This window comes from Cupriavidus pinatubonensis, assembly GCF_019602855.1.
In the GTDB taxonomy this organism is placed as follows: domain Bacteria; phylum Pseudomonadota; class Gammaproteobacteria; order Burkholderiales; family Burkholderiaceae; genus Cupriavidus; species Cupriavidus pinatubonensis.
Genome location: NZ_CP080766.1, coordinates 2,211,793 through 2,238,138, shown reverse-complemented (window position 1 = coordinate 2,238,138; position 26,346 = coordinate 2,211,793). Strand labels below are relative to the sequence as shown.

Here is a 26,346-nt window from a genome sequence, read left to right as displayed (position 1 = left end):
GCAAGGAGACGCTGTTCGTCCGTGGCGTATGGACGGTCGAACGTCGGCTCTGCTCAGCATGGGCCGCACGCTCGTTCAATGCGATCGCCCGGCTCCCTCCTTCTTGACGGCTTTGGCAAAGCCCTTGGCTCTCCATTTTGAAACGCTGCAACCAAAGTGCCCGCCAAACCAGCGGGAGAAAGCGCTGAGCGAGCCAAAGCCCAACAGCGTTGCAACCTCCGACAGCGGGCGTTCACGATTCTCGAGGTAACGAGTCGCCAGATCAACGCGCGTCGCGGTGACGATCGCAGAGAACGTCTCGTCATAGTTGGCAAGGCGACGCTGCACGGTGCGGACATCCACGCCCATGTGCTGAGCTACCCGCTCGATCGTGCAGGCACCCGACGGCAATAAGGCAAGAACGAGCCGCCTCACCTTGTCCGAGATGGTCGCGTCGGACTGGGCAAGCATCGTATCGAGGTACTGCTGCACCTGCCTTGCCATGGTCGGATCGTAGGATGGCAGCGGAACTTCCAGATCCGACGCCACGCAGATGATGCCGTCGAACTCCTGGTTGAAGAGGACGGGCATGCCAAACAGACGCAAGTACATCGCCGTGCTGCCCGGCGCTGCGTGGGAAAAGCAGATGCTGCGGGGCCTCCACTTTGGACCGAGGACCAGGGCCAGCACGCGGTACAGAACGCCCACCACCAGGTCGGTGGACTGGCGCAGCGATCCGGCAACGCCCGTCAGCGCTTCCTGCCTGAGCATGACGAGGCCTTCCGCTTCCTCGATACGCATGGCAATCGCTTCATTCTGCAGGCGCAGATAACGGGCCATCGATTCGAGCGCACGACGCAATGTGGGCTCCTGCCGCATGGCAAATGCCAGCGGTCCAAGGTTCGAAAGCTGGCGTGTCTCGGCCATGCGCAAGCCAAAGTCCTGGATTCCTGCAGCGTTCGCCGAGGACTCCAGCAGCCGGCTGACAGCCTGGGCCGGAATGCGGATGTCGGGATCGAGCAGAACGGATCGGCTGATCCGCGCAGCGCGCAATTGCTGGTAAGGATCAAGCCCGACGGCGCGCGCGACTTCGACATAGTTCGTGAGTGCGGCACTGCGCAACTGATAGGCCATCGGCACGTCTCCGTCTCTCGCCCCAGATGTCGTCAATTGTAAAATTGATGCCGTATTTGGTCAAATTCATTCCAGCCAATAATCCAGACTTCAGGGGTCGCGATTGAACGTGTCCAGGGCATGAGCGGCACAAATAAGCGGCACAAAACTTGAGAGGAGTCGACCCATGAAGAATGAGCCCAAGACCAGCGCAACGCCTGTCTGCGATCAGTTGCGGACAAGCGGAACCTGGAACCCCGCCTGGGACCCCATTGCCGAACTGGACCCGATCTGGGCCGAGAAATTCATGGCGATGGGCATGCACCCCGTCCTGCCAGGTGTGCTCGAACCGAAGGTGCTGGAGTTCCTCGCCATTGCGGTGGACGCATCCTGCACGCACATGTACGCGCCCGGCACCCGGCGCCACATCCGCAAGGCCCTCGAACTAGGCGCCACCAAGGAAGAGATTGTCGCTGTGCTGCAAGCGGTCAGCGTGCTGGGGATTCACAGCATCAGTCTGGGTGCGCCGATTCTTCTGGAAGAGATGGCGGCCCTTGAGCAGGAAAAGCGCGTCGCCGACCGGCAAGCCGCCTGAATGCCGCCCAACACCAAGACCTACCCTCAGCCTTCAAACCAAGGAGACAAGCATGCACTTCCTCGATGACTCACTGCTGCCCGAAAACCAGGAAAAGCTCGTGATCCAGGTTGCGCCATATGGGCCGCAATGGCTGCCGGGCGACTCGGACGATATCCCTGTCACCATGGACGAGCAGGTGCAGAAGGCCGTCGATTGTTACAACGCCGGCGCTACGGTGCTGCACGTGCACGTGCGCGAGGCCGATGGCAAAGGCAGCAAGCGCCTGTCCATGTTCAATGAAATGCTGGCACGCCTGCGCGAAGCCGTGCCCGGGATGGTGCTGCAGGTGGGCGGCTCGATCTCGTTTGCGCCGGAAAACGATAACCAGGCAGCAAAGTGGCTGAACGACGATACGCGTCATATGCTGGCCGAACTAAGCCCGCGCCCCGATCAGGTGACTGTGGCCATCAACACCAGCCAGATGAACGTGATGGAACTGATGACCGAAGCGGACGTGGCGGGTACTTCGCTCGCCAATCCCGCCCTCCAGGCCGCGTACCGCGACATGATCGTGCCATCCAATCCGTCCTGGCATGTTGAACACATCAAGCGGCTCGTTGCGAATGGCATCCAGCCCCACTTCATGCTCGGCAACCTGACACAACTGGAAACGGTTGAGCGCCTGATCCGTCGAGGCGTGTACACCGGCCCTCTCGTTCTGAACTACGTGGCGATCGGTGGCGGCGCCGCCGGCCTGCACCCCGCCGACATGGTCGAATTCGCACGCCGTACCCCGGACGGCGCCGTGTTGACGGTGGAGACACTGAACCGGAACGTCGTGCCACTGAACACGATGGCCATCGCGATGGGCCTGCACGTGCGAGTCGGCATTGAAGACACGCTCTACGGGCCGGACGGCAAGCGCGCGACGTCGGTGCAGCAGATCGAAAAGATGGTGAACATCGCTCGCGAACTGAACCGTGAAATCGCCAGCGGCACGGACGCGCACCGGATCTACCAGACCGGCACTCGCTGGAGCAGCACGGAAGAGACGCTGAATCGGCTCGGCATGGTGCCTAACCGGCAGCCGGAGCAGCGTGGTGTGCCACCGCGCAAGGCAGCCTGACCGGCACGACTCGTGCAACCTCGCGGCAACGCACCGCAGGTTGCCCTGGACGCGCCGTTGTGCGCGCCGAAGCAAACAAGTGGAGACAACGATGTCGTGGAAAGACCGCCCCTCTGCCGTGCTCACCGGCCTGCTCGCGATCCACCTGCTGGCGCATATCGACAGAAATATGCTGCTGGGTTTCTCGCCGCAGATCACCACTGACCTGGCGCTCAGCAATGCGCAATATGGCTTCCTGGTTGGCGCAGTCTGGGTGCTCAGCTTTGGCGTCATGGCGTTGTTCATGGGTGCGCTTGCCGACCGGTTCAGCCGTACGCGCGTCATCGCTGCGGGCGTGCTCGTGTGGAGTGCCTGCACATGGGCATCGGGCCATGCGGAAAGCTTCGAGCAAATGGTCATGGCGCGTTTCTTCGTTGCGAGCGGCGAAGCCGCCCTGGTGCCCGCCGCCGTCGGCTTGCTGGCAGAGTTGTTTTCGGAGAAGCGCCGCAGCTCAGCCATGGGTGTGTTCTTCATGGGCATCCCAATGGGAATCGGTTGCAGCTTCCTGCTGGCCGGCACGCTCGGCGCATCGCACGGCTGGCGCAACACCTTCTACGTGCTGGGCGCCATCGGCGTGGGCATTGCCATCGTGCTGGCGTTCCTGAAAGACGAGCGCGATCAACAGGCACATCAGGAGCGCGGCGCGCCTTTCGTGCGACAAGTGGCCAGTATCATGGCCGTCTTGCGCGAACGCCCTTCGCTGCGCCTCATCATCGCCGGCTTCGTGCTCGTACACATGCTCTTCGCCGGGCTCGCGTTCACGCAACTGTGGCTGGCAAGGGAGCGGGGCATGGATGCTACCGGTATCGCCACGAACATCGGCATGCTGCAACTCCTGTTCGGCACGCTTGGCTCCGTGGTGGGTGGTGTGCTGGGCGACCGGTTGGGCCGCCGCCTGCCGGGTTCGCAGGCGACATTGATGGCCCTGCTCGTCGCGCTTTGCTCGGCGCCGATGATTGCCTACCGCTTCGCCGCCCCTGGCTCCGTCATCTTCTATGTCGGGATGTGTGCGGGCTTCTTCCTGCCGCTGGCACTGTATGGTCCTGTGAACGCAGCGATCGTGAGCATGGTTCCGCAGCAGACCCGATCGACCATCTCGGGCTTCTCGATGCTCTGCATCAACGTGTTTGCGATCGCCATCGGCAATCTGGCGGTTGGCTGGGCGATCGACGACTTCGGTGCGCGCGGCATGCCAATGCCCATCACTCATATCTTGCTGGCAACCGACGTACTCGGGATCAGTTCAGCGTTGCTCTTCGCGTTTGCCGCGCGCGCTTCGAGCCGGCAGCACATTTCTGGCAGCACTGTGAAATGGGTGCAATGAGGAACACTGAAGACGGACGATCCGCGACTGCCTCGGATTGTGCGGACATGGTATTACGCGACATCACGCGGCCTATCGGGCGCCGTCTCCTGCCTCGCCTCTAAGCGTATGGAACGGCCGCCTGATGGCCGTTCAATTTCACCAGTGAAATCTTGCATTTCATTAGCGAAACACCCGGTCCCATCCCTCCAAAAAAGTTCCATAAAAATCAAAGAGCTGTGATGACAGCAGGCCTTGGCCTGCTTCTTGCGCTATGCCCCGACCAACCTCCGCTTATTCGACCCAATGGCGGACCACCGCACCCGATTGACCATGAGGGCCACCTGAACCCTGGCCGACCCTTCCTTTGTGCGCTATGAACTACACCCCAATCAAATCCCTGCTGATTGCCAACCGATCCGAAATCGCGATTCGCGTGATGCGGGCCGCCGCCGAGATGAACATCCGCACGGTTGCGATCTATTCGAAGGAAGACCGGCTCGCGCTCCATCGCTTCAAGGCCGATGAAAGCTACCTTGTCGGCGAGGGCAAGAAGCCGCTGGCGGCCTACCTCGATATCGACGACATCTTGCGCATTGCGCGCCAGGCGAAGGTCGACGCCATTCACCCGGGCTACGGCTTCCTCTCGGAGAACCCTGATTTCGCGCAGGCCGTGATGGATGCCGGTATCCGCTGGATCGGCCCGTCGCCCGATGTCATGCGCAAGCTCGGCAACAAGGTCGCGGCGCGCAATGCCGCGATCGAGGCGGGCGTGCCGGTGATGCCGGCCACCGACCCGTTGCCGCAAGATCTGGACGAGTGCAAGCGCCTGGCAGCCGGCATCGGCTATCCGCTAATGCTCAAGGCGAGCTGGGGTGGCGGCGGACGCGGCATGCGTATGCTGGAGAATGAACAGGATCTCGAAACGTTGCTGCCGGCGGCAAGGCGGGAGGCGCTGGCTGCGTTCGGCAACGATGAGGTCTATGTCGAGAAACTGGTACGCAATGCGCGCCACGTCGAAGTGCAGGCGCTCGGCGATACGCATGGCAACCTGGTGCACCTGTACGAGCGCGATTGTACCGTGCAGCGGCGCAACCAGAAGGTGGTGGAGCGGGCGCCTGCGCCATACCTCGACGCCGCCGGTCGCGCAGCACTGTGCGACGCGGCGATGCGGCTGATGCGCGCGGTCGGCTACACGCATGCGGGCACGATCGAATTCCTGATGGATGCCGACTCCGGCCAGTTCTACTTCATCGAAGTCAATCCGCGCATCCAGGTCGAGCACACGGTCACCGAGATGGTCACCGGCGTCGATATCGTCAAGGCGCAGATCCGCATCACTGAAGGCGGCCATATCGGCATGACCGAGAACACGCGCGACGCTGACGGCAAGATCGTGGTGCGCGCTGCGGGTGTGCCGGAACAGTCGGGGATTTCGCTGAACGGGCATGCCTTGCAATGCCGGATCACCACAGAGGACCCTGAGAACGGCTTCCTGCCCGACTATGGCCGCCTGTCCGCGTATCGCAGCGCCGCAGGCTTCGGCGTGCGGCTCGATGCCGGCACCGCCTACGGCGGCGCGGTGATCACGCCCTACTACGATTCGCTGCTGGTCAAGGTCACGACCTGGGCGCCCACTGCTCCCGAGTCGATCCGGCGCATGGACCGCGCGCTGCGCGAGTTCCGCATCCGCGGCGTCGCGTCCAACCTGCAGTTCCTCGAGAACGTCATCAACCACCCATCGTTCAAGGCCGGTGACGTCACCACGCGCTTTATCGACAAGACGCCCGAACTGCTGGCGTTCACCAAGCGGCAGGATCGCGCGACCAAGCTGCTGCACTATCTCGGCGATGTCTGCGTCAATGGCCATCCAGAAATGGCGGGCCGCTCGCTGCCGTCCTTGCCGCTGCCCGCACCCGTGCTTCCCTCGGTAGACGCAACGAGCCCGGTGCCGACCGGCACGCGCGATCTGCTGCGCGAGCTTGGTGCAGAGAAGTTCTCGCAATGGATGCTCGAGCAGAAGCGGGTGCTGCTGACCGACACCACCATGCGCGATGCGCACCAGTCGCTGTTCGCCACGCGCATGCGCACCGCCGACATGCTGCCGATCGCGCCGTTCTACGCGCGCGAACTGCCGCAGCTGTTCTCGATGGAGTGCTGGGGTGGCGCGACGTTCGATGTGGCGCTGCGCTTCCTCAAGGAAGACCCGTGGCAGCGTCTCGAGCAACTGCGCGAGCGGGTGCCGAACATCCTGTTCCAGATGCTGTTGCGCGGCTCGAACGCGGTCGGCTACACCAACTACGCGGACAACGTGGTGAAGTTCTTCGTGCGCCAGGCCGCCAGCGCCGGCGTGGACGTGTTCCGCGTGTTCGATTCCCTGAACTGGGTGCGCAATATGCGCGTGGCCATCGATGCCGTGGGCGAAAGCGGCGCGCTGTGCGAAGGCGCGATCTGCTACACCGGTGACATCTTCGACGGCTCCCGTCCCAAGTACGACCTGAAGTACTACGTCGGCATCGCGCGCGAACTGAAGCAGGCCGGCGTGCATGTGCTGGGCATCAAGGATATGGCCGGCATCTGCCGTCCGCAGGCCGCGGCCGCGCTGGTCAAGGCGCTCAAGGAAGAGACCGGCCTGCCCGTGCACTTCCATACCCACGACACCAGCGGCATCTCGGCCGCGTCCGCGCTGGCCGCCATCGAGGCGGGCTGCGATGCAGTGGATGGTGCGCTGGATGCAATGAGCGGACTCACCTCGCAACCGAACCTGTCGAGCATCGCGGCGGCGCTTGCCGGCAGCGAGCGCGACCCGGGGCTCAGCCTGGAGCGGCTGCACGAGGCGTCGATGTACTGGGAAGGCGTGCGTCGCTACTACGCGCCGTTCGAGTCGGAAATCCGCGCGGGTACCGCCGATGTCTACCGCCACGAAATGCCCGGCGGCCAGTACACCAACCTGCGCGAGCAGGCACGTTCGCTCGGCATCGAGCATCGCTGGACCGAGGTGTCGCGCGCGTACGCCGACGTCAACAAGATGTTCGGCGATATCGTGAAGGTGACGCCGACCTCCAAGGTGGTCGGCGACATGGCGCTGATGATGGTGGCCAACGACATGAGCGCTGCCGATGTCTGCGATCCGGCCCGCGAAGTTGCCTTCCCCGAATCGGTGGTCTCGCTGTTCAAGGGCGAGCTGGGCTTCCCGCCCGACGGCTTCCCCGCGGAACTGTCGCGCAAGGTGCTGCGCGGCGAGCCGCCCGCGCCTTACCGCCCGGGCGACCAGATTCCGGCGGTTGACCTCGAGGCAGCGCGCGCCGAAGCCAGCGCGGCGTGCGAACAGCCTGTCGACGACCGCCAGCTGGCGTCGTACCTGATGTATCCCAAGCAGGCCGTTGCTTATCACGCGCACGTGCGCACCTACAGCGATACCTCGGTGGTGCCGACGCCGGCCTTCCTGTACGGCCTGCAGCCACAGGAAGAAGTGGGCATCGACATCGAGCCGGGCAAGACGCTGCTGGTATCGCTGCAGGGCACGCATGCCGACGCGGAAGAGGGCAACATCAAGGTCCAGTTCGAACTGAACGGGCAGTCGCGCACGGCGGTGATCGAGCAGCGCAGCACCGTGCAGGCCGGTACGTCACGCCACAGCCGTCCGGTTGCGGACCCTGAGAATCCGCTGCATATCGCCGCGCCGATGCCAGGCTCGATCGTGACCGTAGCGGTCCAGCCGGGCCAACGCGTGGCGGCGGGCACGACGCTGATTGCGTTGGAAGCCATGAAGATGGAAACCCACATCGCGGCTGAGCGCGACTGTGAGATCGCGGCCGTGCATGTGAAGTCTGGTGACCGGGTGTCGGCGAAGGATCTACTGATCGAGCTGAAGGGAACGGAGTAACCCCGGGCGGCAGCCAGCCAGCGTCTCAGCTGGCTGCCTGCCGCTTTTCCATCTCTAACCCGCGAACAGTTTGACAAACTGATTGCGCAGCCACTGGTTTGCCGGGTCGTGATGGTACCTGGCATGCCAGAACAGATTGATCTGTATCTCGGGCAGCGCAAACGGGTGACTGACATATTTAAGCCCGAAGTACCGGGCACATCGTTCCGCAAAGGTCCAGGTCACCGTGGCTACCAGATCGGTGGTGGCGATGATGTCCGCCAGCGCCACGAAATGCGGGACGTGCAGGCGAACCCGCCGGTTCACGCCCGCTTCGGCAAGAAGTTCGTCAACCCGGGCGTGCCCTGTGCCCGCTGCCGTCACCACCACGTGTTCCGCCGCTTCGAAGTCCCGCATGCTGATCTTCTTCTTGTCCAGCGCATGCCCGGGGCGGAACAGGCAAACATAGCGCTGTCGGAACAGGCGCCGTTGAAAGAACCCGCTGCCGAGCTCAGGAAGATGGCCGACCGCCAGATCGATCTTCCCCTGACTCATGTCCGCCGCGAGGTCCACCGCCGTATTGCGCACGGTCGCCAGCGTCACGCCAGGTGCGCGTTGTCCCAGCGCACCCATCAAGGGCGGAATGAAATGAACCTCGCCGATATCGGTCATCGCGACACGGAACGCGCGAGTGCTGTGCTCGGGGTCGAAGCTGCGCTTCTGGCTCAGCGTCGCCTGCAGTGACTCCAGCGCAAAGCTGATGGGCTCAGCCAACTCCAGCGCGAGCGGCGTTGGCAGCATCCCCTTGCTGCTTCGCACAAATAACTGATCCCCCAACAGCGTACGCAAGCGGGCCAGTGCATTGCTCACGGCCGGCTGGCTGAGATTCATGGCCTTGGCGGCGCCAGAAACGGTGCCCTGCCGCAGCAACTGTTCAAAAACAACCAGCAGGTTCAGATCGACGTCTCTCAGCTCCATGGAAGTCTTATTGATTCTGTGAATATTGACTATAGACCGGATTCTATTGGTTTATTTTGCGCGGCGCTCCATGATCCTTCGCATACGGAAAGCAATACGGAGACAACCATGCGAACCGACTCGTCCCAGGCTGGTCGGGTGTGGGCTGACGACAGCATCAGCCGCATCCCCTTCCGCGTCTACACGGACGCCCAGTTGTACCGGCGTGAACTCGAACGCTGCTTCTATAAGGGTCACTGGAACTACGTCGGGCTCGAGGCCGAGATTCCGAATGCCGGCGACTTCAAGCGCACCACGGTAGGGGAACGGTCCGTCATCCTGGTTCGCGACCAGGACGGCGACATCAACGTCGTCGAAAACGTCTGCGCTCATCGCGGCATGAAGTTTTGCAGGGAACGCAGCGGAAACCGCAAGGACTTCCATTGCCCGTACCACCAGTGGAACTATGACCTGAAGGGCAACCTGCAAGGTGTGCCACTGCGCCGCGGCGTCAAGCAGGACGGCAAGGTCAATGGCGGCATGCCGGTCGACTTCAAGCCGCAGGAGCACGGGTTGACGCAACTGAAGGTGGCGACGCGCGGCGGTGTCGTGTTTGCTTCGTTCGACCACGACGTCCAGCCGCTCGAGGACTATCTCGGGCCGGACATCCTCGGCTACTTCGACCGACTCTTCAATGGCCGCAAGCTGAAGGTGCTCGGCTACAACAAGCAGCGTATTCCGGGCAACTGGAAGCTGATGCAGGAAAACATCAAGGATCCCTACCACCCCGGCCTTCTCCACACCTGGTTTGTCACGTTCGGACTCTGGCGCGCGGACAACAAGTCGCGCCTGGTGATGGATAACGCGTTCCGCCATGCGGCGATGGTATCGACGCGCGGCCAGGGCGGAAAAAGCGACGTGACCTCGGGCGTCTCCAGCTTCAAGGACCAGATGGCGCTGAACGATGACCGCATCCTCGACATCGTCCACGAGCCATGGTGGGGCGAGCCCACCGCGGTGATGATGACGGTCTTCCCCAGCGTGATCTTCCAGCAGCAGGTCAACTCGGTTTCCACGCGCCATATCCAGCCCAATGGCCCCGACTCGTTCGACTTCGTGTGGACGCACTTCGGCTTTGACGACGACACGGACGAGATGACGCGGCGCCGCCTGCGCCAGGCCAACCTGTTCGGGCCGGCGGGCTTCGTGTCAGCCGACGATGGCGAAGCGATCGAATGCTCGCAGGAAGGCTTCTCCCAAAAGCCATGGCATCGCGTGATCGCCGAACTTGGCGGCAAGACCGCCGAGAACACCGACCACATGGTCACCGAAACCCTGATCCGCGGCATGTACGCCTACTGGCGCAAGGTGATGGAGGTCTGACGCCATGAACTTCACTGACTATTACGCGCTGCTCACGCTGCACGCCGATTACACCAGTGTCGTGGACAGCGGCGAATGGGACCGCTGGCCTGACTTCTTCACCGACGACTGCCTCTATCGCGTCCAGCCCCGCGAGAACCACGAGCGTGGCTTGCCACTCGCCACGCTCTCGCTCGAAGGCAAGGGCATGCTCAAGGACCGCATCTATGGCATTCGCGAGACGCTGTTTCACGATCCCTACTATCAGCGCCACATCGTCGGGACGCCTCTGATCCGCGAGGCCACCGGCGAGAAGATCGTCGCGGAGACGAACTATGCCGTGCTGCGCACCAAACCCGACCAGATGAGCGATGTGTACAACGTCGGCCGCTATCTCGACACCATCGCACGGACGGCCGAAGGCTGGAAGTTCGCGTCACGCCTCTGCATATTCGACAGCGAGATGATCCCCAACTCGCTGATCTACCCCATCTGACAAGGAGCCCTCATGACCGAAACCTGGATCGAGGCAGCGGCGCTGTCCGGCGTGCCGCAGGACGACGTGATCGCCGTGGCCGTGCAAGGCAAGGAGATCGCGCTGTACAGCGTGGACGGCGACGTCTATGCGACCGACAACATCTGCACGCACGGCCACGCACGCCTGTGCGAAGGCTTCCTTGAGGGGCACGAGATCGAGTGCCCGCTTCACCAGGGCAGGTTCGACATCCGCAACGGCGCCGCCATGTGCGCGCCGCTGACCGCGGGCATCCGCACCTATCCCGTGCGGATCGAGGGCGGCAAGGTCTTCGTGGACCTCGGCTAACACGCCTGCGTCAGAACCAGAGGAACTCCGCATGCATGACGAACAACCACGCGGCGCGACCGCTAACGTGCCGACCAGCACGATCGTCATCGTTGGCGCAGGCCAGGCCGGCGGCTGGGCCGCCCAGACGCTGCGCAACGAAGGCTTCACAGGCAGGCTTGTGCTGATTGGTGATGAAAGCCATCCTCCGTATGAGCGGCCGCCATTGTCCAAAGCCGTGCTTGCAGGAGAGGCGGAGCCTTCCAGCACGCAGTTGCTCAGGCCAGACGCGTTCGAGGCCCTCGGGCTGGAGTGGTGGCCGGACATACCGGTGAACCACATCGACCGCCATGCGAAACGGCTGGAGATGACGGATGGCAAGACGCTGGCCTACGACAAGCTGATCCTGTGCACCGGCGGCCGCGCCCGCACGCTCACTGTCCCGGGCGCGGATCGGGCCCGCGTCCATACCTTGCGGACCATTGGTGACGCGCTGTCGCTCGCACAAGAGTTTCGACCGGGCCGCAGCGTGGCCGTGATCGGCGGTGGCTGGATCGGACTCGAAGTCGCCGCCACGGCGCGCCAGAGAGGCGCAGAGGTGACGGTAATCGAGGCACAAGGCCGGCTGTGCGAACGCTCCGTGCCGCCGGAGATCTCGGAGCATCTGCTTGGGCTGCATGCCACGCATGGCGTGCACATCAGACTCGGCGTTCATATCTCTGGTATCGCCCGAGGCGCCGACGGACGGCCCGCCCTGACGCTTGCCGATGGGGACACGCTAACTTGCGATGCGATCGTCGCGGGGGTGGGTCTGGTGCCGAATGATGATCTGGCGCGTGACGCAGGGCTGGATTGCGACGGCGGCATAATTGTCGACGAGCGCTGCTGCACGTCCGACCCCGACATCTTTGCCGCGGGCGATGTCGCCGTGACGCCAAACCCGTGGGCTGGCCGCCGCATGCGGCTGGAATCGTGGCACAACGCGCAGGAGCAAGGTATCGCTGCGGCACGCGCCGCGCTGTGCCTGCCGGTCGTCTATCAGCCGCTGCCGTGGTTCTGGTCTGATCAATACGATATGAACCTGCAGATCTATGGCGTCCCCCTGCCCTCGCACCGCATCGTGACGCGCGGCATGCCGGGAGACAACAGCTTCGCGCTGTTCTACCTCGAAGACGATGTCATCAAGGCCGCGCTGGGCGCCAACGCCGCCCGCGACCTCCGTTTCGCGCGCAGGCTGATCGAGCAGAGCAAGCCGGTAGATGTGAAGCGACTTGCCGACGCGGATGTTCCCATGGGCAAGCTTTCTGCCTGAAGCCGACGACGCTTCACCACCGAGCCTGATCGCACGAGTGGTGCGCACGCGGTGAGCGGCGCCTGCAACGACAGGCTTCCTCGTCGATCCAGTCGGATCCGGACGAGCCATACTGGTGTTCGGCACGCGTTGCAGGCGTGGCCGGCGCAACACGTCGGTCAGCCTAGGGCTTCCCGTACAAAGTCCAGCCGGTCCTGTCCGAAGAACATCTCCTGCCCGACGAACATCGTCGGTGCGCCGAAGACGCCACGCTGCAGCGCCTCGTCGGTGGTGGCCTTCAACGCCGCCTTGATCTCGGGATCGCTGACCCATGCTTCGATCTGACCTGCGTCGAACCCGCCGCGCGCGAGCGTCTGCGCGGTCAGCCCCATGTCATTCAGGTTGAGCGAATCCACCCAGATAGCCTGGAAAACCGTGGACAGGAAATGGTCGAACTGCTCCGGCTCGCGCAACTGGACCGCGGTGGCTGCGCGCATGAGCATCAGCGTGATGATGGGAAAGTGCGGGTTCTGCGCTAGCGGCACGCCGTAGCGCCGCGCAAAGCGGGCCAGGTCGTGCGAGACGTAGCGCCCCTTCGCCGGCACCGCGGCCGGCGAAGCATTGCCTGTGGCCTGGAACACGCCGCCCAGCAGCATCGGCTTGTAGACGAGTTGCGCGCCGGCTTGCGCACAGAGCGCGGGAAGCTGCGTCCAGGCCAGGTAGGAGGCTGGACTGCCCACATCGAAGTAGAACTCCACCGTCTTGGTCACGTCATCCTCCTTTTATTTAACGTACGTTTAGTTAACGGACGATATGCTATGGTTCAGTTGATGTCAACTGCCAGTCCGCTGCCATGCGCTACACCAAGACCCACAAGGAAGAGACCCGCAAGAAGCTGCTCGATGCGAGCAGCGCGATCGCCAAGAAGGGAGGATTCTCGTCCACGGGCGTTGACGCGCTGATGTCCTCCATCGGGTTGACGGGCGGTGCGTTCTACAGCCATTTCGGTTCCAAGCAGGAATTGTTCGAGGCCATCGTCGAACTCGAAATGCAGAAGAGCAGCGACATGATGGCAGGCGACAAGGAGTCCCCGGAAAACCACGTGGCAAAGTGCGTGCGGGACTATCTGAGCTCGTTTCACGCAGTCACGCCGGAGGTGGGTTGCATCCTCCCGACCCTGGGTGCCGAAATCGCGCGCGCGGGCCCTGCCGTGCGGCAACAGGTCGAGCGCGGCCTGAAGCATACGCAACAGAGTTGGAGCGCGCGCACGGGCGACAGCGACGCAGCCTGGGCCCTGATCGCCCAACTGGTCGGCGCGCTGGTACTGGCCCGCACCGTCGAAAGCGAAAAGACGCGCAAGGAAATCCTGGCTGCCAGCCGCCGCTTCCTCGGCAAGACAATCCCGACCGCCACCGAATCAAAAGGCTGATCGCTTCCGGCTCCAGTTGCTTGACACCTCGCGAGCCGTAACTTAACGTTCGTTCACTAAACGGACGTAGACCAAAGGAGACTCCATGACATCCAGCCAATCGCAGCCCAAGGTTGCCCTGGTGATTGGCGCAGGCGATTCCACTGGCGGGGCCATTGCCAGGCGTTTTGCCCGCGAAGGCTATATCGCCTGCGTCACTCGCCGCGACGCGGACAAACTGCAACCACTCGTCGACAGTATTCGCGCCGAAGGCGGCCAGGCGTTTGGCTACGGCAGCGATGCGCGCAAGGAAGACGCGGTGGCGGCATTGTTCGAGCAGATCGAATCCGAGCATGGGCCGGTCGAGGTTCTCGTGTTCAACATTGGCGCCAACGTACCTTCAAGCATCCTCGAAGAGACTCCGCGCAAGTACTTCAAGATCTGGGAGATGGCCTGCTTCAGCGGCTTCCTCAACGCCCAGGCGGCGGCCCGCCGGATGGTCGCGCGCGGCCGGGGCACCATCCTGTTCACGGGCGCCACGGCCGCGTTGCGCGGTGCGGCAAACTTTGCCGCGTTTGCCGGGGCAAAACACGCGCTGCGCGCGCTGGCGCAAAGCATGGCCCGCGAGCTGGGCCCACAAAACATCCACGTCGCGCATGTGGTCGTGGACGGCGCCATCGACACCGCGTTCATCCGCGATACGTTTCCCGAACGCTACGCGCTCAAGGACCAGGATGGCATCCTGAACCCCGAGCACATCGCAGAGAACTACTGGTACCTGCATAGCCAGCCGCGCGATGCCTGGACTTTTGAGCTGGACCTGCGCCCTTACATGGAACGCTGGTAAGACGTCGCGCACAGCCGAAGGATGAGGGGCAACGGCAAGCGGCCTCGCCCCGATCAATATCCACGAGCGATCTCGCGCAACACCGCGCGCTGCCGCTCGTCGGGCATGCGCATCTTCGCCGGCAGATCGATCATGACTTTCAGCACGAGGTCTCCAGACCGCCGGCGCTTTGGATCCTGCAGCCCCTGCCCCGCTATGCGGATCAGCGCGCCACTGCGCGTCATTGGCGGCACCTCCACCACGAGGGAGTTCCGGAAGCGCATCAACGGCACCTGCCCGCCCAGGATGGCAACCACGAAGTCGATCTTCAGTTCACGCTGAAGATCCAGTCCGTCCATGCGGAAGACGCGGTCTGCACGAATACTGACTTTGCAAAGCAGGTTGCCCCTGGGCCCGCCGTCGACGGATTCCCCTCCGAGGCCCCTGGCGCGAAGCACGGTGCCATCTCTGGTATGCGCGGGAACCGTGACGCGCAGCAGCTTTGCCACCCGGGTCGTCCCGAGCCCCCGGCAGGCATCGCAACGACGCGTTCGCTGACCCGCACCCTTGCAGTCAGTGCATGGCACCTGCCGGAAACGTCGGGCGAGTGAACCACGGCCCTCACAGGTCGCGCAGTTCGAAGCCTGTTGCCCCTTTCCCGAACAGTGCACACAGGCCGGAGACTCGCTGACTCTCGTCAACGCAATGCCTCCGAGAACGGCTGTTTCAAGCGGAATCGTCGTCTCGCAGACGTAGTCCGCGCCCGGTGTACCCGGGTTGTGCGCAGTGTCCGGCGCCGCCGGAGGGCCGTCATTGCGCCTCGGCTGTGCCACTTGCGCGTCGTAGGCAGCGCGGGCCACCGGGTCTTTCAGCACCGCATGGGCTTGCTGCAGCGACTTGAAGACCGCTTCCGCACGCTCGGCCGTGTCGGGATTCCTGTCCGGATGCCAACGCATGGCCAGGCGGCGATAGGCATTGCGGATATCGGCCTGTGAAGCCGCACGTCGAACCCCGAGTACTCGGTAGTAGTCGCTATCCATCCCTGAGTTATGGTTCTCGTCGTGGTGATGTTTTCCGGGCCGCCGGGGCGACCTGACCGAGGCTGCGGCTTGTTTCACCGGCGCGGCATCGATGCACATTGCGCGCAGGCAATGCCCCCACGGTTTGTCGGCACCAGCGCGTCGAAATTCACCCCAACTGAGGGAGGGGTCGTGAGGCACATACGCCACCTTCTATAATTCAATTTTTTTGATGAACTATTACAGCAACGGTACCATTCCTTCGAGGCGACCCTGGCTATAGTTCTGCCCATGGCGAAGAGCACAGCAAGTACCCCGCCAGATCTGAAGTTCAAACCAATTGAATTTTCCATTTAGGAGAGACGCCATGTCGAACGCCAAGCTGCAAGTCCTGACCCCGCGCAATAGCCAGCTCATCATCATCGACCATCAGCCGCAGATGGCGTTCGGCGTCCAGTCGATGGACCGCCAGACCATGAAGAACAATGTCGTGGGCCTGGCGAAGGCGGCGAAGATCTTCGAGGTGCCGACCACCATCACCACGGTCGAAAGCGAATCGTTCTCGGGCTTCACGTATCCCGAACTGCTCGACGTGTTTCCGGGCAAGGAAACGCTCGAACGCAGCTCGATGAATTCGTGGGATGACCAGAAGGTGCGTGACGCGCTCGCCGCGAACGGCCGCAAGAAGATCGTTGTGGCCGGGCTGTGGACGGAGGTCTGCAACACCACCTTCGCGTTGAGCGCGATGCTGGAAGGCGACTACGAGATCTACATGGTGGCGGACGCGTCCGGCGGCACGACGAAGGAAGCGCACGACTATGCGATGCAACGCATGATCCAGGCCGGCGTGGTACCGGTGACCTGGCAACAGGTCATGCTGGAATGGCAACGCGACTGGAAGAACCGCGAAACCTACGACGCCGTCATCGGTGTGGCCAAGGAACACTCGGGCGCCTACGGCATGGGCATCGACTATGCCTACACGATGGTGCACAAGGCGGCGCAGCGCACGGCGACGACACACGCTTCGATTGCGCCGGTCCATGCGCCGGTGATCGAACACTAAGCACCGGCACGCCGCCTGAGTTGCAAATACAGGAGGGGCTACGGCCCCTTTGCTGCATCCCGATATACTCGCGACAAACCAACCCCGGAGAGCACGCGTGGATCGGCTGCAGGCCATGAAGACCTTCGTCACGGTCGTGGAGACCGGTGGCTTCACGGCCGCTGCGCGCAAGCTCGATGTATCGTTGTCCGTCGTGAGCCGTGTGATCACGGAACTGGAGGCCCACCTTGGCGTGCGGCTGCTGACGCGTACCACGCGGCTGGTGCGGCCCACTGAGACCGGGACCGCTTACTTCGAAAATTGCCGACGCCTTCTGGCCGAGATTGAAGAGGCCGAACTTTCCGTCACGGGGACGCATGCGGCGCCGCGCGGCCAGTTGTCGGTGACCGCATCGGTCCTGTTCGGCTCGCGCTACGTCACGCCGATCGTCGTCGAATATCTGCGGCGCTATCCCGAGGTCGGCGTCAGCTGCCTGCTGCTGGACCGCGTGGTCAACTTTGTCGACGAGGGCATCGACGTCGGCGTGCGCATCGGCGAGTTGCCGAGTTCGTCGCTGCAGGCCGTTCCGGTCGGCCGCGTGCGGCGCGTGGTGTGTGCATCGCCCGACTACCTCGCTCGCCATGGCGTGCCGCGAACACCGGATGACCTTGCCCACCACACGTTGATACAGACCACCGGCATCTCCACACTGCCGGAATGGCGCTTTCACCACAACGATCAACCGGTGTTCACGCGCATTGCCCCGCGCATGGCCACCACCACCAATGACTCCGCCATTGCCGCGGCAGTGGCAGGCTTCGGCGTGGCGCGGGTGCTGTCGTACCAGATCGCTGGTGAACTGCGGGATGGGCGATTACAGACTGTGCTCGCCGACTATGAACCTGCGCCGCTTCCGATCCATGTGATCCATCGCGAAGGGCGCCACGCGGTGCAGAAAGTACGCGCGTTCCTCGATCTTGCGATCGAACGGCTGCGCGCCGACAAGACCATCAACTGACGCCCCATTATTCTGGTTTCCAGAAGAGTCCCTTCACGGACAGGCCATTTCTCGTGGCCGTTCGCGCACCTAAGATGGTTTGCAGCAGAACATCCCGCGCGCCGGCGGCAAGAATGCAGGCCGGCAGCGGCGCACACCATCACCGTCGCAAAAGGGGCTTCTTCCATGCTGATCTACCACCACCCGCTGTCCGGCCATTCGCATCGCGCCCGCCTCTTCCTGTCGCTGATCGATGTCCATGCCGAGCCTGTCGAGGTCGACCTGGCCAGGCGCCAGCACAAGTCGCCCGAATTCCTCAAGCTCAATCCGTTCGGGCAGGTGCCGGTCCTCGTCGACGGCGACACCGTGGTACCGGACTCCAACGCGATCATGGTCTACCTGGCCCGCAAGTTCGGCAGGACCGACTGGCTGCCTGAAGCGCCGGCCGCTGCCGCCGCCGTGCAGCGCTGGCTGTCCGTGGCCGCGGGCGATATTGCCTTCGGCCCCGCCGCCGCGCGCCTGATCACCGTGTTCGGCGCGCCGCTGAACCGCGAGGAAGTCATCGCCCGTGCCCACGTGGTCATCAAGCGCGTGGACGACGCGCTCGAAGGCCGCGAATGGATCGCCGCGGCGCAGCCGACGATTGCCGACGTGGCGCTCTACAGCTATATCGCGCGCGCGCCGGAAGGCTTTGTCGACCTGGCGGAGTACGCCAATGTCAGGCGCTGGCTTGCGGCCGTGGAAGCGCTGCCTGGCTTTATCGAGTTCAGGAAGAGCCCGGCCGGGCTCGAAGCCTGAAAACGCTACCTCGTCCGCCGGAGTCCGCACATGTCCACAAACCCCAGCCTCCCCTGGCACGCGGGCGAACTCGCGCTGCAAGCCCGTGTCGGTGTCGCGGCAAAGATGGAAGATGTTGGCCGGCGCGTGATGCGCGACTACATGCCGGACCAGCACCGCGAGTTCTTCGCGCAGATGCCGTTCGTCGTGCTCGGCACCGTGGCGCCGGACGGGCGCGTGTGGGCAACGTTGCGCGCCGGGCGGCCGGGTTTTCTGCAATCGCCCGATGCCCGCATCCTGGAGCTGCGCCTGCCACGGGAAGCCGCCGACCCGGCTGATGCAGGCATGGAAGACGGCCAGCCTTTGGGCCTCCTCGGCATCGACCTGATGACGCGCCGGCGAAATCGCATGAATGGCGTGCTGCGGCGAGCGGACCGCGACGGCGCGGACTTGCGCATCGACGTGGTGCAGAGTTTCGGCAACTGCCCGCGCTACATCCAGCAACGCGCGTTCCGCTTCACGCGCGATCCGTCCGAGCAGACCACAATCGCCCCGCTGGCCATGGGCGCGCTGGACTCGCGCGCTCGCGCGCTGATCGCCTCGGCGGACGCGTTCTTCGTGGCGTCCTACGCGGACCGGCCTGAAGCCGGCCGGCAGGTCGACGTGTCGCATCGCGGCGGCGAACCGGGCTTCGTGCGGATTGACGCAGATGGCGGTCTCACCATTCCGGATTTCGCCGGCAACCTGTTCTTCAACACGCTCGGCAATTTCATGGTGAATCCGACGGCCGGCGTCACGTTTGCCGACTTCGACACCGGTGAACTGCTGCAGATGTCGGGCCGCGTGGAGGTCATCGTCGACTCCCCCGAGATCGCTGCGTTTCAGGGCGCCGAGCGCCTGTGGCGCTTCTTCCCCGAAAAGATCGTGCGGCGCGAGGCGGCATTGCCGATGCGCTGGGCGCGTGCCGGGGATGCTGCAGATGAGTAGTCCCGTCAGGGTAGCCCGAGGCACTCCGTCGTCATTGCCATCAGCGCCTGCAGACGCGTGAGCCGCCGCAAGTCACGGTGGCAACCCATCCAGACATCGCGCCCCGGTGGCGCTTCGCCGAGATCGATGCGGCGCAGGCCGGGTGTGGCATCGCCAAGCGGGCACGGCAGCACCGCAAAGCCCCCGCGCTCCGCACACATGCGCGCCTGCACACCGCGGTTGTTGCTGCGGAACACCGTGCGGGCGCGTGGCAGCATGCGCGCAGTCCATGCCACATCGGGCAGCATGCCAAAGGCGGTGTCCATGCTGATGAGTGCGATGCCTTCACCATCGCCCGCGGTCGGCACTTCAAGGTCAACATGACCGTACAGCGCGTAGTCCATGTGCATCACCGTGCGCTGAATCACATCCGGCTCCTCGAATGGCGTGATGCGGAACGCCAGATCGGCTTCGCGCCGGGTCAGGCTGTACTGGCGGGCGTCAGTCACTAACTCCAGCGCAACGCGCGGATGATGCGCCAGGAAGCGCGCAAAAACCGGTGTCAGCACATGAATACCGAACCAGTCCGACGAGGTCACGCGCAACAGGCCCGTCAGCGCGTTATCGCTTCCTGCAAGCGCCCGAGCAAGACCCAGCGCCTCGTCTTCCATGCGTTCCGCGTAGGCAAGTATGGCGCTGCCCTCCTGCGTCAGGACAAAGCCATCGCTGGTACGGTGGAACAGCATGTAACCGACCGCCGCTTCCAGCGCGCGCAAGCGCCGGCCCATGGTCGGCTGCGTCAGGCCGACCCTCCTCGCCGCGGCACCGAGCGTGCCGGCACGCGCGATTGCCAGAAAGATGCGCAAATCGCTCCACTCGAGCCTTTCATTCATATTTGACTGACGGTTATTCAATTCTGTCAATTTACATGCAAATTCGCATGAACCATGATGACTCCACTGTTCACTGTTTCCAAGGAGATCACGATGTCCATGCAAGCACTGGTGCTGACCCGGCACAACGGCCCCCTCGAACTCACCACCGTGCCGCGCCCTGACGCCGCTCCGGGCCAGGTACTTGTACGTATCGCGGCGAGTGGCCTCAATCCTCTCGATACCAAGATCCGCGCCGGTGCCGCAGCGCATGCGCGGCACCCGCTGCCACTGGTCCTCGGCATCGACATGGCTGGCACGGTCGAGGCCGTCGGCGCTGGCGTCAGCGCGTTCAAACCCGGCGACGAGGTCTACGGCATGACCGGTGGCGTCGGCGGCATCCAGGGTTCGCTCGCGCAATACGCCGCTGTCGATGCGGCGCTGCTCGCACATAAACCGGCGAACCTGTCGATGCGCGAGGCGGCCGCGTTGCCGCTTGCCTTCATCACCGCCTACGCCGGCATCGTCGACCGCGCACATCTGCAGGCTGGTCAGACCGTCCTTGTCCAGGGCGGCGCTGGTGGCGTGGGCCATATTGCGGTGCAACTGGCACGCGCGCTTGGTGCCGAAGTGTTCGCCACCGCCAGCGAAGCGAACCTCGATCTCGTCCGGCAACTCGGCGCCACGCCGATCGACTACCGTGCGCAGCCGGTTGAAGCCTATGTCGAGGCCCACACCGGGGGCGAAGGGTTCGATCTGGTTGTCGATACGGTGGGCGGTGCGACGCTTGATACCTCGTTTGCCGCGGTGAAGCACTTCGGCCACGTTGTCAGCGCACTCGGCTGGGGCACGCATGCGCTGGCTCCGCTGTCGTTTCGCGAGGCAAGCTATTCCGGGGTGTTTACGCTTTATCCCTTGCTGACCGGCAAACACCGCGCGCATCACGGTGAAATGCTGCGTGAAGCCACGCGTCTGGCCGAAGCCGGTGCGCTGAAACCCGTGGTCGATCCGCGCCATTTCGGCCTCGGCACGGCGGAAGCCGGCTATGAAGTTGTTGCGGCAGGCACCGGGCGGGTCAAGGTGGTGGTGGACGTCCGGTAGGGGTGGTGCGACGGGGGACTGGAGACCCAAATCTCCTCGCCACGGGCCTCCCCCGCAACATATACTCCGTCAGTATCGACGTAGTGATCGCGGCGCCGCTGCTGAAGATCCGGCCTGGGCTTCCTGCTGGCCGCACAGGACGCCCGGGCATGGCCAGCCTTCTGGGACATGGCCGCTGGCCTGGGCAGGGTCGATGCCAGGTACGCGACGACCACCGCCGCCATGCTGCGACATGTGGCCAGCGGCAGCATGACGATTGCCTACAACGTGCTCGGCGCCTACACGGTTAGCCAGGCGCGCAAGGACGCCGGCATCGGCTGGGCCTTCCTGAGTGACTACACGCTCGCGCTGTTGCGCATCCAGCTCATCAGCCAGCGCGCGAGCCACCCGAATGCGGCGCGGCTATGGGTCGACTACACGCTGTCGCGGCGCGGACAAGCGCTCATGGCACAGCGCGCCGGGCTGTATGCCGTGCGCGGTGACGTCGGCGGCGACATTACCGCCGTACATTTGGCCGCGCAACTGGGCGCCGGCATGCGGCCGATCCCGAACGACGCGGACCTGACGCGGCATCTGGACATCGCCGAATACCGTGCATTCGTCATGCGTTGGCGCACAGCCACCGGCCAGAGGTAGCCTGGCGGATACATCAGGCGTCTGCCCGTTGTCCAGGATTTGTGGGAAATTAGTCCGCAAGAATCGGAGTTCTTGCGATCGAATCCGGGCCTATTCTGGCACTGTGATCGACCCTTCCAGGACATGCACCATGAACGCGAAAGGCACCGGCACCGCCATGTACGCGAGCGAAGCATCGCGCTGGCAGGCAGTACAGGCGCGCGACGCCGCCGCTGACGGATACTTTGTCTACGCCGTGCGCACGACAGGCGTCTATTGCCGTCCCAGTGCTTCCGCGCGCCTGCCGAAGCGCGAGAACGTCGAGTTCTTCGATACGCCCGCAGCGGCCGAAGCCGCCGGATACCGAGCCAGCCGCCGTGCTCGCGCCGACCGGACCAGCGCGGCCGCCGGGCGCGCTGCGCTCGTGGCGGAGGTCTGCCGACTGATCGAAGCTTCGGACACCGTCCCCAGCCTTGACGAACTGGCCGCGCGCGCCGGCATGAGCCCGTTCCACCTGCATCGCGTCTTCAAGGCCGAGACCGGCCTGACGCCCAGGGCCTATGCATCGGCCTACCGCGCGCGCCGGCTGCGCGCGGGCCTTGGCACGCCGAACGCATCGGTGACGGAGGCCATCTACGATGCCGGCTTCAACTCCAACAGCCGGTTCTACGAAACCTCCGACCAGTTGCTCGGCATGCGCGCGCGCGACTACCGCGCCGGCGGCACCGGCGCGGTGATTCACTTCGCGGTCGGCCAGTGTTCGCTAGGCGCCATCCTGGTCGCGCAAAGCCAGCGCGGCATCTGCGCGATCCTGCTCAACGATGACCCGGATGCGCTCGTGCGCGAGCTGCAAGACCAGTTTCCCAATGCCCAGCTGATCGGTGGCGATGCCGGCTTCGAAAATCTCGTGGCCCAGGTGGTCGGCTTCGTTGAGGCGCCATCCATCGGTCTCAACCTGCCGCTCGACGTCCGTGGCACCGCGTTCCAGGAACGCGTCTGGCAGGCCTTGCGCGAGATCCCGCCCGGCACGACCGTGAGCTATGCGGAGATCGCCGAACGTATCGGCAGGCCCACGGCCACGCGCGCCGTCGCTCAGGCTTGCGGCGCCAACCACATTGCCATCGCGATTCCGTGCCACCGCGTCGTCCGCCGCGATGGCGACATCGCTGGCTATCGCTGGGGCGTGGATCGCAAGCGCGAACTGCTGCGGCGCGAAGCCGAAGCCTGACCGGGACGATGCGATGCCCTCCTCCGCTATGACATTCGACCGGCTGGACTGGCAGGAGATCGCTGCACAACTCGATCAGGACGGGTATGCCGGGCTGCCCGGCCTGCTCTCGCCGGAGCAGGCAAGGGAGCTCGGCCGTGACGCAGGACAATCGGGCGCCTTCCACCACCACTCACTGGAATCGGCCGGCCTCGGGCGCGGCGAGATGGTCTGTCTCGGCGGTGTGCTTCCCGATCCGTGGGCGGACTGGCGCACGGCGCTGTATTGCAAGCTCGCGCCCATCGCGAACCGGTGGAACGCACTGATGAATATCGACTACCGCTACCCTCGGGAACTGCGCGAGTTCATCAAGCACAACCGGGAAGCCGGTCAATCGCAGCCGCTGTCCTGCCTGCATCGCCTTCGTTCTGGGGACTATCTCGCCTTGCATCAACGTGCCGATGGCGAACATGTGTTCCCGCTGCAGGTCATCGCGTTGCTCAGCGAACCGGGCGTGGATTTCCAGGGCGGTGAATTCGTGATGACCGAGCAGCGCCCGCGCATGCAGTCGCGGCCAGCGGTGGTGCCGCTGGGGATTGGCGACATGGCTATCATCAGCACAGCCCGGCGCCCTCACAAGGGAGCAGGCGGGCACTATCGCGTCAACCTTCGGCATGCGATCAGCCGCGTCCGTGCAGGCGACCGCATCGGCGTGGAGCTATCGTTTCATAACGCCCCACAAGGGCGGTGACCCGGCAAAGGCATCTTTTTGTATCGATGTATGCGCTGGTCAGCGCCATATACATGGCGATACAAAGCCCAGGAACTTCGACACATGCCGCATGCGGCGGCCTCCTAGACTCGTGCACAGATTGTTCAGCACACAGGAGAACGCGATGTCGGAGAAAGTCGATCTGCCCCGCCGGGGGTTTCTGGGTGCTGCGGCCGCCACGCTGGCCGCAGCACAGTTTGGCCTTTCGCAGGCAGCACAGGCACAGACCAGCGTGGCGAAAGCCTCGCCCCTGCCCTCTGCCCTGCCCGGAACGCATACCACCTTCGCACCGATCAAGCACGTCAATGCCGGCGTGCTTAACGTCGGCTACGCCGAAGCGGGCCCCGCCAACGGGCCCGTCGCGCTGTTGCTGCATGGCTGGCCTTACGACATCCACAGCTTTGTCGATGTCGCCCCATTGCTGGCGGCACGCGGATATCGCGTCATCATGCCTTACCTGCGCGGCCATGGCGCGACCACGTTCCAGTCGCCCGATACCTTCCGCAACGGCCAGCCGTCCGCCGTCGCGGTCGACATGATCGCGCTGATGGACGCGCTGCGCATCCAGAACGCCGTCGTGGCTGGCTTCGACTGGGGCGCACGCACCGCCGACATCATGGCCGCGCTGTGGCCAGACCGTTGCCGCGGACTCGTGTCCGTCAGCGGCTACCTGATCGGCAGCCAGGCAGCCGGCAAGCAGCCATTGCCGCCCGAAGCCGAACTGCAGTGGTGGTACCAGTTCTACTTCGCGACCGAACGCGGCCGCGCGGGGTACCAGAAGTACACGCGGCAGTTTGCCAAGCTGATCTGGAAGCTCGCCTCGCCGCAATGGAACTTCGACGATGCCACGTTCGAGCGCAGCGCCGCCGCGTTCGACAACCCCGACCACGTGGAAATCACCATCCACAACTACCGCTGGCGACAGGGGCTGGCCGCCGGCGATGCACGATTCGACGACATCGAACGGAAGCTCGCGACCGCACCTGCCATCCGCGTGCCGACGATCACCATGGAAGGCGATGCCAATGGCGCGCCTCACCCTGAGCCCAGCGCCTATGCCAGCAAGTTCACAAGCCGGTACGAGCACCGGCACCTGACCGGCGGCATTGGCCACAACCTGCCGCAGGAAGCGCCTGTAGCGTTTGCACAGGCGGTGCTGGACGTCGACACGCACTGACAAGCGGTGGCTGGCGATGCGAAGGCTCTTTGTTCTGATAGCCATGACGCTGTCGGCGCTCGCATCGGAGCTCGGCAGTGCCGGGCACCGGTGCGTATGGACCGGCATGCCGCGGGCAATGCGCGAGGAAAAGAAGGAAGATTAGTGCGATACGGGGGGACGAGCCGCTGGCAAGTGCCAGGTCGTACCCGCCGTCGTCACACGTGGCTCAGACCCGTTCCGCAGCGCGCTGGCCTTGATAGACCTGAAGGTGGCAATAAGCCATGCGGCTCAACGGCACCTCATGCCCGAGCACGGCCGCACGCGCGACGAGATCCCCAACAATCGCATCGGCCTCAATCTGGCGCCTGCCTTGTGCGATATCGCGCATCATCGAGGCGGCCCAGGTCGACGATTCATCGAGCAGGCGGCTCTTCACGGCATTGGCGACCGCCTCTGGAAGCGGAAAGCCGCTCAGTGCCGCGACAGCCCCGCACTCCGCAATCGCCTGCAACGTCAGGCTCCGGCCGTCGCGCGTCCGCATGATCTGTCCGACGTTGCCGCGCATCAGGCAGGTCATCAACGCGCCGGCGGCGATCATCGCCCATTTGTTCCAGAGCTCCTGGACGATATCGGATGACAGTTCGCGCGTGCCCGCCGAGCGGGAAAACTGCTCGTGGAGCGCCCTGGCAATATCATGCGTTTCGGGTGCGCGCGCGCCCACCATCAGCCGGTCGTTGCTGCCGGCGTGAGCGATGGTTCCGTCATCCGCAAGCGTCGTCGCAATGTATGACACACCACCAAGCACGCGCTTCCCGCCGAAGCGCGCGTCGAGCTGGTCATAGGCGGACATTCCATTGAGCAGCGGCAGGATGGCCGTGTCGCTGCCGACGGCCGGCGCGATTGCGAGCATGGCGTCTTCGAGGTCATAGGCCTTGCACGCCATGAGCACGAGGTTGTACTCGGGCCTGACTGCGCCCGCCTGCACGGTCTTCACGGCGCGCCTGAAATCACCAAGCGCGCTGCGCACGACCAGCCCGTGTTCCGCCAGCGCCCGGGCACGTCCCGCGCGCACAAGGAACGTGACGTCCGCGCCGGCCTCGATCAGGCGCGCGCCATAGTAACCGCCCATGGCGCCCGCGCCCAGCACAAGTATCTTCATAAGGTCTCG

Annotated in this window: 25 protein-coding genes; 19 read left to right on the top strand and 6 right to left on the bottom strand. The window is 64.2% G+C overall.

Features of this window, described 5'->3' with window-relative positions; all coding sequences use genetic code 11:
• Window positions 1-75: 75 nt before the first annotated feature.
• Window positions 76-1,113 carry an AraC family transcriptional regulator gene (locus tag K2O51_RS10180; protein WP_011300827.1) on the bottom strand — a complete coding sequence of 346 codons (1,038 nt, stop codon included), beginning with the start codon at window positions 1,111-1,113 and terminating at the stop codon, window positions 76-78.
• A 166-nt stretch (window positions 1,114-1,279) separates the two neighbouring features.
• Here K2O51_RS10180 and K2O51_RS10175 point away from each other — a divergent pair, with 166 nt between their 5' ends.
• The 4 genes from K2O51_RS10175 (at window position 1,280) to K2O51_RS10160 (ending at window position 8,023) form a co-directional block, all read left to right on the top strand.
• Entirely contained in the window at window positions 1,280-1,687 is a 408-nt protein-coding gene (locus K2O51_RS10175) for a carboxymuconolactone decarboxylase family protein (protein ID WP_011300828.1), read from the top strand.
• A gap of 52 nt (window positions 1,688-1,739) precedes the next feature.
• Window positions 1,740-2,795 carry a beta-keto acid cleavage family enzyme gene (locus K2O51_RS10170; RefSeq protein ID WP_220630164.1) on the top strand — a complete coding sequence of 352 codons (1,056 nt, stop codon included), beginning with the start codon at window positions 1,740-1,742 and terminating at the stop codon, window positions 2,793-2,795.
• 91 nt (window positions 2,796-2,886) lie between these two features.
• Entirely contained in the window at window positions 2,887-4,158 is a 1,272-nt protein-coding gene (locus K2O51_RS10165; protein ID WP_011300830.1) for an MFS transporter, read from the top strand.
• Between the two features lie 355 nt (window positions 4,159-4,513).
• Entirely contained in the window at window positions 4,514-8,023 is a 3,510-nt protein-coding gene (locus K2O51_RS10160; protein ID WP_220630163.1) for a pyruvate carboxylase, read from the top strand.
• A gap of 54 nt (window positions 8,024-8,077) precedes the next feature.
• On the opposite strand, the gene K2O51_RS10155 is transcribed toward K2O51_RS10160, so the two are convergent.
• Window positions 8,078-8,980, bottom strand: coding sequence for a LysR family transcriptional regulator (locus tag K2O51_RS10155; protein ID WP_220630162.1), 903 nt, complete (start codon window positions 8,978-8,980; stop codon window positions 8,078-8,080).
• 108 nt (window positions 8,981-9,088) lie between these two features.
• Here K2O51_RS10155 and K2O51_RS10150 point away from each other — a divergent pair, with 108 nt between their 5' ends.
• The 4 genes from K2O51_RS10150 to K2O51_RS10135 are packed head-to-tail and all read left to right on the top strand — an operon-like array spanning window position 9,089 to window position 12,435.
• On the top strand, window positions 9,089-10,342 hold the full coding sequence (locus K2O51_RS10150; RefSeq protein WP_220630161.1) for an aromatic ring-hydroxylating dioxygenase subunit alpha: 1,254 nt from the start codon (window positions 9,089-9,091) through the stop codon (window positions 10,340-10,342).
• A gap of 4 nt (window positions 10,343-10,346) precedes the next feature.
• Window positions 10,347-10,817: an aromatic-ring-hydroxylating dioxygenase subunit beta gene (locus K2O51_RS10145; RefSeq protein ID WP_220630160.1), complete on the top strand. Its 471-nt coding sequence runs from the start codon at window positions 10,347-10,349 to the stop codon at window positions 10,815-10,817.
• Between the two features lie 12 nt (window positions 10,818-10,829).
• Window positions 10,830-11,144: a non-heme iron oxygenase ferredoxin subunit gene (locus K2O51_RS10140; RefSeq protein ID WP_220630159.1), complete on the top strand. Its 315-nt coding sequence runs from the start codon at window positions 10,830-10,832 to the stop codon at window positions 11,142-11,144.
• Between the two features lie 31 nt (window positions 11,145-11,175).
• Window positions 11,176-12,435, top strand: coding sequence for an NAD(P)/FAD-dependent oxidoreductase (locus tag K2O51_RS10135; protein WP_220630158.1), 1,260 nt, complete (start codon window positions 11,176-11,178; stop codon window positions 12,433-12,435).
• A gap of 158 nt (window positions 12,436-12,593) precedes the next feature.
• On the opposite strand, the gene K2O51_RS10130 is transcribed toward K2O51_RS10135, so the two are convergent.
• Window positions 12,594-13,184, bottom strand: coding sequence for a 2-hydroxychromene-2-carboxylate isomerase (locus K2O51_RS10130; protein ID WP_220630157.1), 591 nt, complete (start codon window positions 13,182-13,184; stop codon window positions 12,594-12,596).
• An 83-nt stretch (window positions 13,185-13,267) separates the two neighbouring features.
• Here K2O51_RS10130 and K2O51_RS10125 point away from each other — a divergent pair, with 83 nt between their 5' ends.
• Both K2O51_RS10125 and K2O51_RS10120 read left to right on the top strand, forming a co-directional pair.
• Entirely contained in the window at window positions 13,268-13,843 is a 576-nt protein-coding gene (locus K2O51_RS10125; protein ID WP_011300838.1) for a TetR/AcrR family transcriptional regulator, read from the top strand.
• A gap of 85 nt (window positions 13,844-13,928) precedes the next feature.
• A complete protein-coding gene (locus K2O51_RS10120; RefSeq protein WP_011300839.1) occupies window positions 13,929-14,669 on the top strand; it encodes an SDR family oxidoreductase in 741 nt (246 codons plus the stop codon).
• A 53-nt stretch (window positions 14,670-14,722) separates the two neighbouring features.
• On the opposite strand, the gene K2O51_RS10115 is transcribed toward K2O51_RS10120, so the two are convergent.
• Complete coding sequence (locus K2O51_RS10115; RefSeq protein WP_220630156.1) at window positions 14,723-15,688, bottom strand: DnaJ C-terminal domain-containing protein; 966 nt, start codon at window positions 15,686-15,688, stop codon at window positions 14,723-14,725.
• A gap of 346 nt (window positions 15,689-16,034) precedes the next feature.
• On the opposite strand from K2O51_RS10115, the gene K2O51_RS10110 reads away from it, so the two are divergent.
• From K2O51_RS10110 to K2O51_RS10095, 4 genes are all read left to right on the top strand, one after another.
• Window positions 16,035-16,733, top strand: a complete 699-nt coding sequence (locus K2O51_RS10110; RefSeq protein ID WP_011300841.1) for a hydrolase — start codon at window positions 16,035-16,037, stop codon at window positions 16,731-16,733.
• Window positions 16,734-16,830: 97 nt separating this feature from the next.
• Window positions 16,831-17,730: a LysR family transcriptional regulator gene (locus K2O51_RS10105; RefSeq protein ID WP_011300842.1), complete on the top strand. Its 900-nt coding sequence runs from the start codon at window positions 16,831-16,833 to the stop codon at window positions 17,728-17,730.
• A gap of 165 nt (window positions 17,731-17,895) precedes the next feature.
• On the top strand, window positions 17,896-18,507 hold the full coding sequence (locus K2O51_RS10100) for a glutathione S-transferase family protein (protein WP_140953259.1): 612 nt from the start codon (window positions 17,896-17,898) through the stop codon (window positions 18,505-18,507).
• A 30-nt stretch (window positions 18,508-18,537) separates the two neighbouring features.
• The gene (locus tag K2O51_RS10095; protein WP_140953260.1) at window positions 18,538-19,473 is read left to right on the top strand and encodes a pyridoxamine 5'-phosphate oxidase family protein; all 936 of its coding nucleotides are present in this window, start codon (window positions 18,538-18,540) and stop codon (window positions 19,471-19,473) included.
• A gap of 5 nt (window positions 19,474-19,478) precedes the next feature.
• Here K2O51_RS10095 and K2O51_RS10090 read toward each other — a convergent pair whose 3' ends face one another.
• On the bottom strand, window positions 19,479-20,345 hold the full coding sequence (locus K2O51_RS10090) for a LysR family transcriptional regulator (RefSeq protein ID WP_140953261.1): 867 nt from the start codon (window positions 20,343-20,345) through the stop codon (window positions 19,479-19,481).
• Window positions 20,346-20,438: 93 nt separating this feature from the next.
• Between K2O51_RS10090 and K2O51_RS10085 the strand changes: the two genes are divergently transcribed.
• From K2O51_RS10085 to K2O51_RS10065, 5 genes are all read left to right on the top strand, one after another.
• A complete protein-coding gene (locus K2O51_RS10085; RefSeq protein ID WP_011300846.1) occupies window positions 20,439-21,425 on the top strand; it encodes a zinc-dependent alcohol dehydrogenase family protein in 987 nt (328 codons plus the stop codon).
• Window positions 21,426-21,593: 168 nt separating this feature from the next.
• The gene (locus K2O51_RS10080; protein WP_011300847.1) at window positions 21,594-22,061 is read left to right on the top strand and encodes an ABC transporter substrate-binding protein; all 468 of its coding nucleotides are present in this window, start codon (window positions 21,594-21,596) and stop codon (window positions 22,059-22,061) included.
• 130 nt (window positions 22,062-22,191) lie between these two features.
• Window positions 22,192-23,268: a bifunctional DNA-binding transcriptional regulator/O6-methylguanine-DNA methyltransferase Ada gene (gene ada / locus K2O51_RS10075; RefSeq protein ID WP_181184553.1), complete on the top strand. Its 1,077-nt coding sequence runs from the start codon at window positions 22,192-22,194 to the stop codon at window positions 23,266-23,268.
• 28 nt (window positions 23,269-23,296) lie between these two features.
• Window positions 23,297-23,998, top strand: coding sequence for a 2OG-Fe(II) oxygenase (locus K2O51_RS10070; RefSeq protein WP_373460983.1), 702 nt, complete (start codon window positions 23,297-23,299; stop codon window positions 23,996-23,998).
• Between the two features lie 145 nt (window positions 23,999-24,143).
• Window positions 24,144-25,196: an alpha/beta fold hydrolase gene (locus tag K2O51_RS10065; protein ID WP_011300850.1), complete on the top strand. Its 1,053-nt coding sequence runs from the start codon at window positions 24,144-24,146 to the stop codon at window positions 25,194-25,196.
• 208 nt (window positions 25,197-25,404) lie between these two features.
• Here K2O51_RS10065 and K2O51_RS10060 read toward each other — a convergent pair whose 3' ends face one another.
• Window positions 25,405-26,337 (bottom strand): 2-dehydropantoate 2-reductase, encoded by a 933-nt coding sequence (locus K2O51_RS10060; RefSeq protein ID WP_011300851.1) that lies wholly within the window; start codon window positions 26,335-26,337, stop codon window positions 25,405-25,407.
• Window positions 26,338-26,346 lie beyond the last annotated feature (9 nt).

Coding starts and splice junctions, on each gene's coding strand:
- K2O51_RS10145 (WP_220630160.1), top strand. CDS start 10,347: ATGAACTTCACTGACTATTACGCGCTGCTCACGCTGCACGCCGATTAC.
- K2O51_RS10120 (WP_011300839.1), top strand. CDS start 13,929: ATGACATCCAGCCAATCGCAGCCCAAGGTTGCCCTGGTGATTGGCGCA.
- K2O51_RS10085 (WP_011300846.1), top strand. CDS start 20,439: ATGTCCATGCAAGCACTGGTGCTGACCCGGCACAACGGCCCCCTCGAA.
- K2O51_RS10135 (WP_220630158.1), top strand. CDS start 11,176: ATGCATGACGAACAACCACGCGGCGCGACCGCTAACGTGCCGACCAGC.
- K2O51_RS10125 (WP_011300838.1), top strand. CDS start 13,268: ATGCGCTACACCAAGACCCACAAGGAAGAGACCCGCAAGAAGCTGCTC.
- K2O51_RS10065 (WP_011300850.1), top strand. CDS start 24,144: ATGTCGGAGAAAGTCGATCTGCCCCGCCGGGGGTTTCTGGGTGCTGCG.
- K2O51_RS10165 (WP_011300830.1), top strand. CDS start 2,887: ATGTCGTGGAAAGACCGCCCCTCTGCCGTGCTCACCGGCCTGCTCGCG.
- ada (WP_181184553.1), top strand. CDS start 22,192: ATGAACGCGAAAGGCACCGGCACCGCCATGTACGCGAGCGAAGCATCG.
- K2O51_RS10170 (WP_220630164.1), top strand. CDS start 1,740: ATGCACTTCCTCGATGACTCACTGCTGCCCGAAAACCAGGAAAAGCTC.
- K2O51_RS10080 (WP_011300847.1), top strand. CDS start 21,594: ATGGCCGCTGGCCTGGGCAGGGTCGATGCCAGGTACGCGACGACCACC.
- K2O51_RS10155 (WP_220630162.1), bottom strand. CDS start 8,980: ATGGAGCTGAGAGACGTCGATCTGAACCTGCTGGTTGTTTTTGAACAG.
- K2O51_RS10110 (WP_011300841.1), top strand. CDS start 16,035: ATGTCGAACGCCAAGCTGCAAGTCCTGACCCCGCGCAATAGCCAGCTC.
- K2O51_RS10100 (WP_140953259.1), top strand. CDS start 17,896: ATGCTGATCTACCACCACCCGCTGTCCGGCCATTCGCATCGCGCCCGC.
- K2O51_RS10090 (WP_140953261.1), bottom strand. CDS start 20,345: ATGAATGAAAGGCTCGAGTGGAGCGATTTGCGCATCTTTCTGGCAATC.
- K2O51_RS10070 (WP_373460983.1), top strand. CDS start 23,297: ATGACATTCGACCGGCTGGACTGGCAGGAGATCGCTGCACAACTCGAT.
- K2O51_RS10095 (WP_140953260.1), top strand. CDS start 18,538: ATGTCCACAAACCCCAGCCTCCCCTGGCACGCGGGCGAACTCGCGCTG.
- K2O51_RS10150 (WP_220630161.1), top strand. CDS start 9,089: ATGCGAACCGACTCGTCCCAGGCTGGTCGGGTGTGGGCTGACGACAGC.
- K2O51_RS10115 (WP_220630156.1), bottom strand. CDS start 15,688: ATGGATAGCGACTACTACCGAGTACTCGGGGTTCGACGTGCGGCTTCA.
- K2O51_RS10175 (WP_011300828.1), top strand. CDS start 1,280: ATGAAGAATGAGCCCAAGACCAGCGCAACGCCTGTCTGCGATCAGTTG.
- K2O51_RS10160 (WP_220630163.1), top strand. CDS start 4,514: ATGAACTACACCCCAATCAAATCCCTGCTGATTGCCAACCGATCCGAA.
- K2O51_RS10060 (WP_011300851.1), bottom strand. CDS start 26,337: ATGAAGATACTTGTGCTGGGCGCGGGCGCCATGGGCGGTTACTATGGC.
- K2O51_RS10180 (WP_011300827.1), bottom strand. CDS start 1,113: ATGGCCTATCAGTTGCGCAGTGCCGCACTCACGAACTATGTCGAAGTC.
- K2O51_RS10140 (WP_220630159.1), top strand. CDS start 10,830: ATGACCGAAACCTGGATCGAGGCAGCGGCGCTGTCCGGCGTGCCGCAG.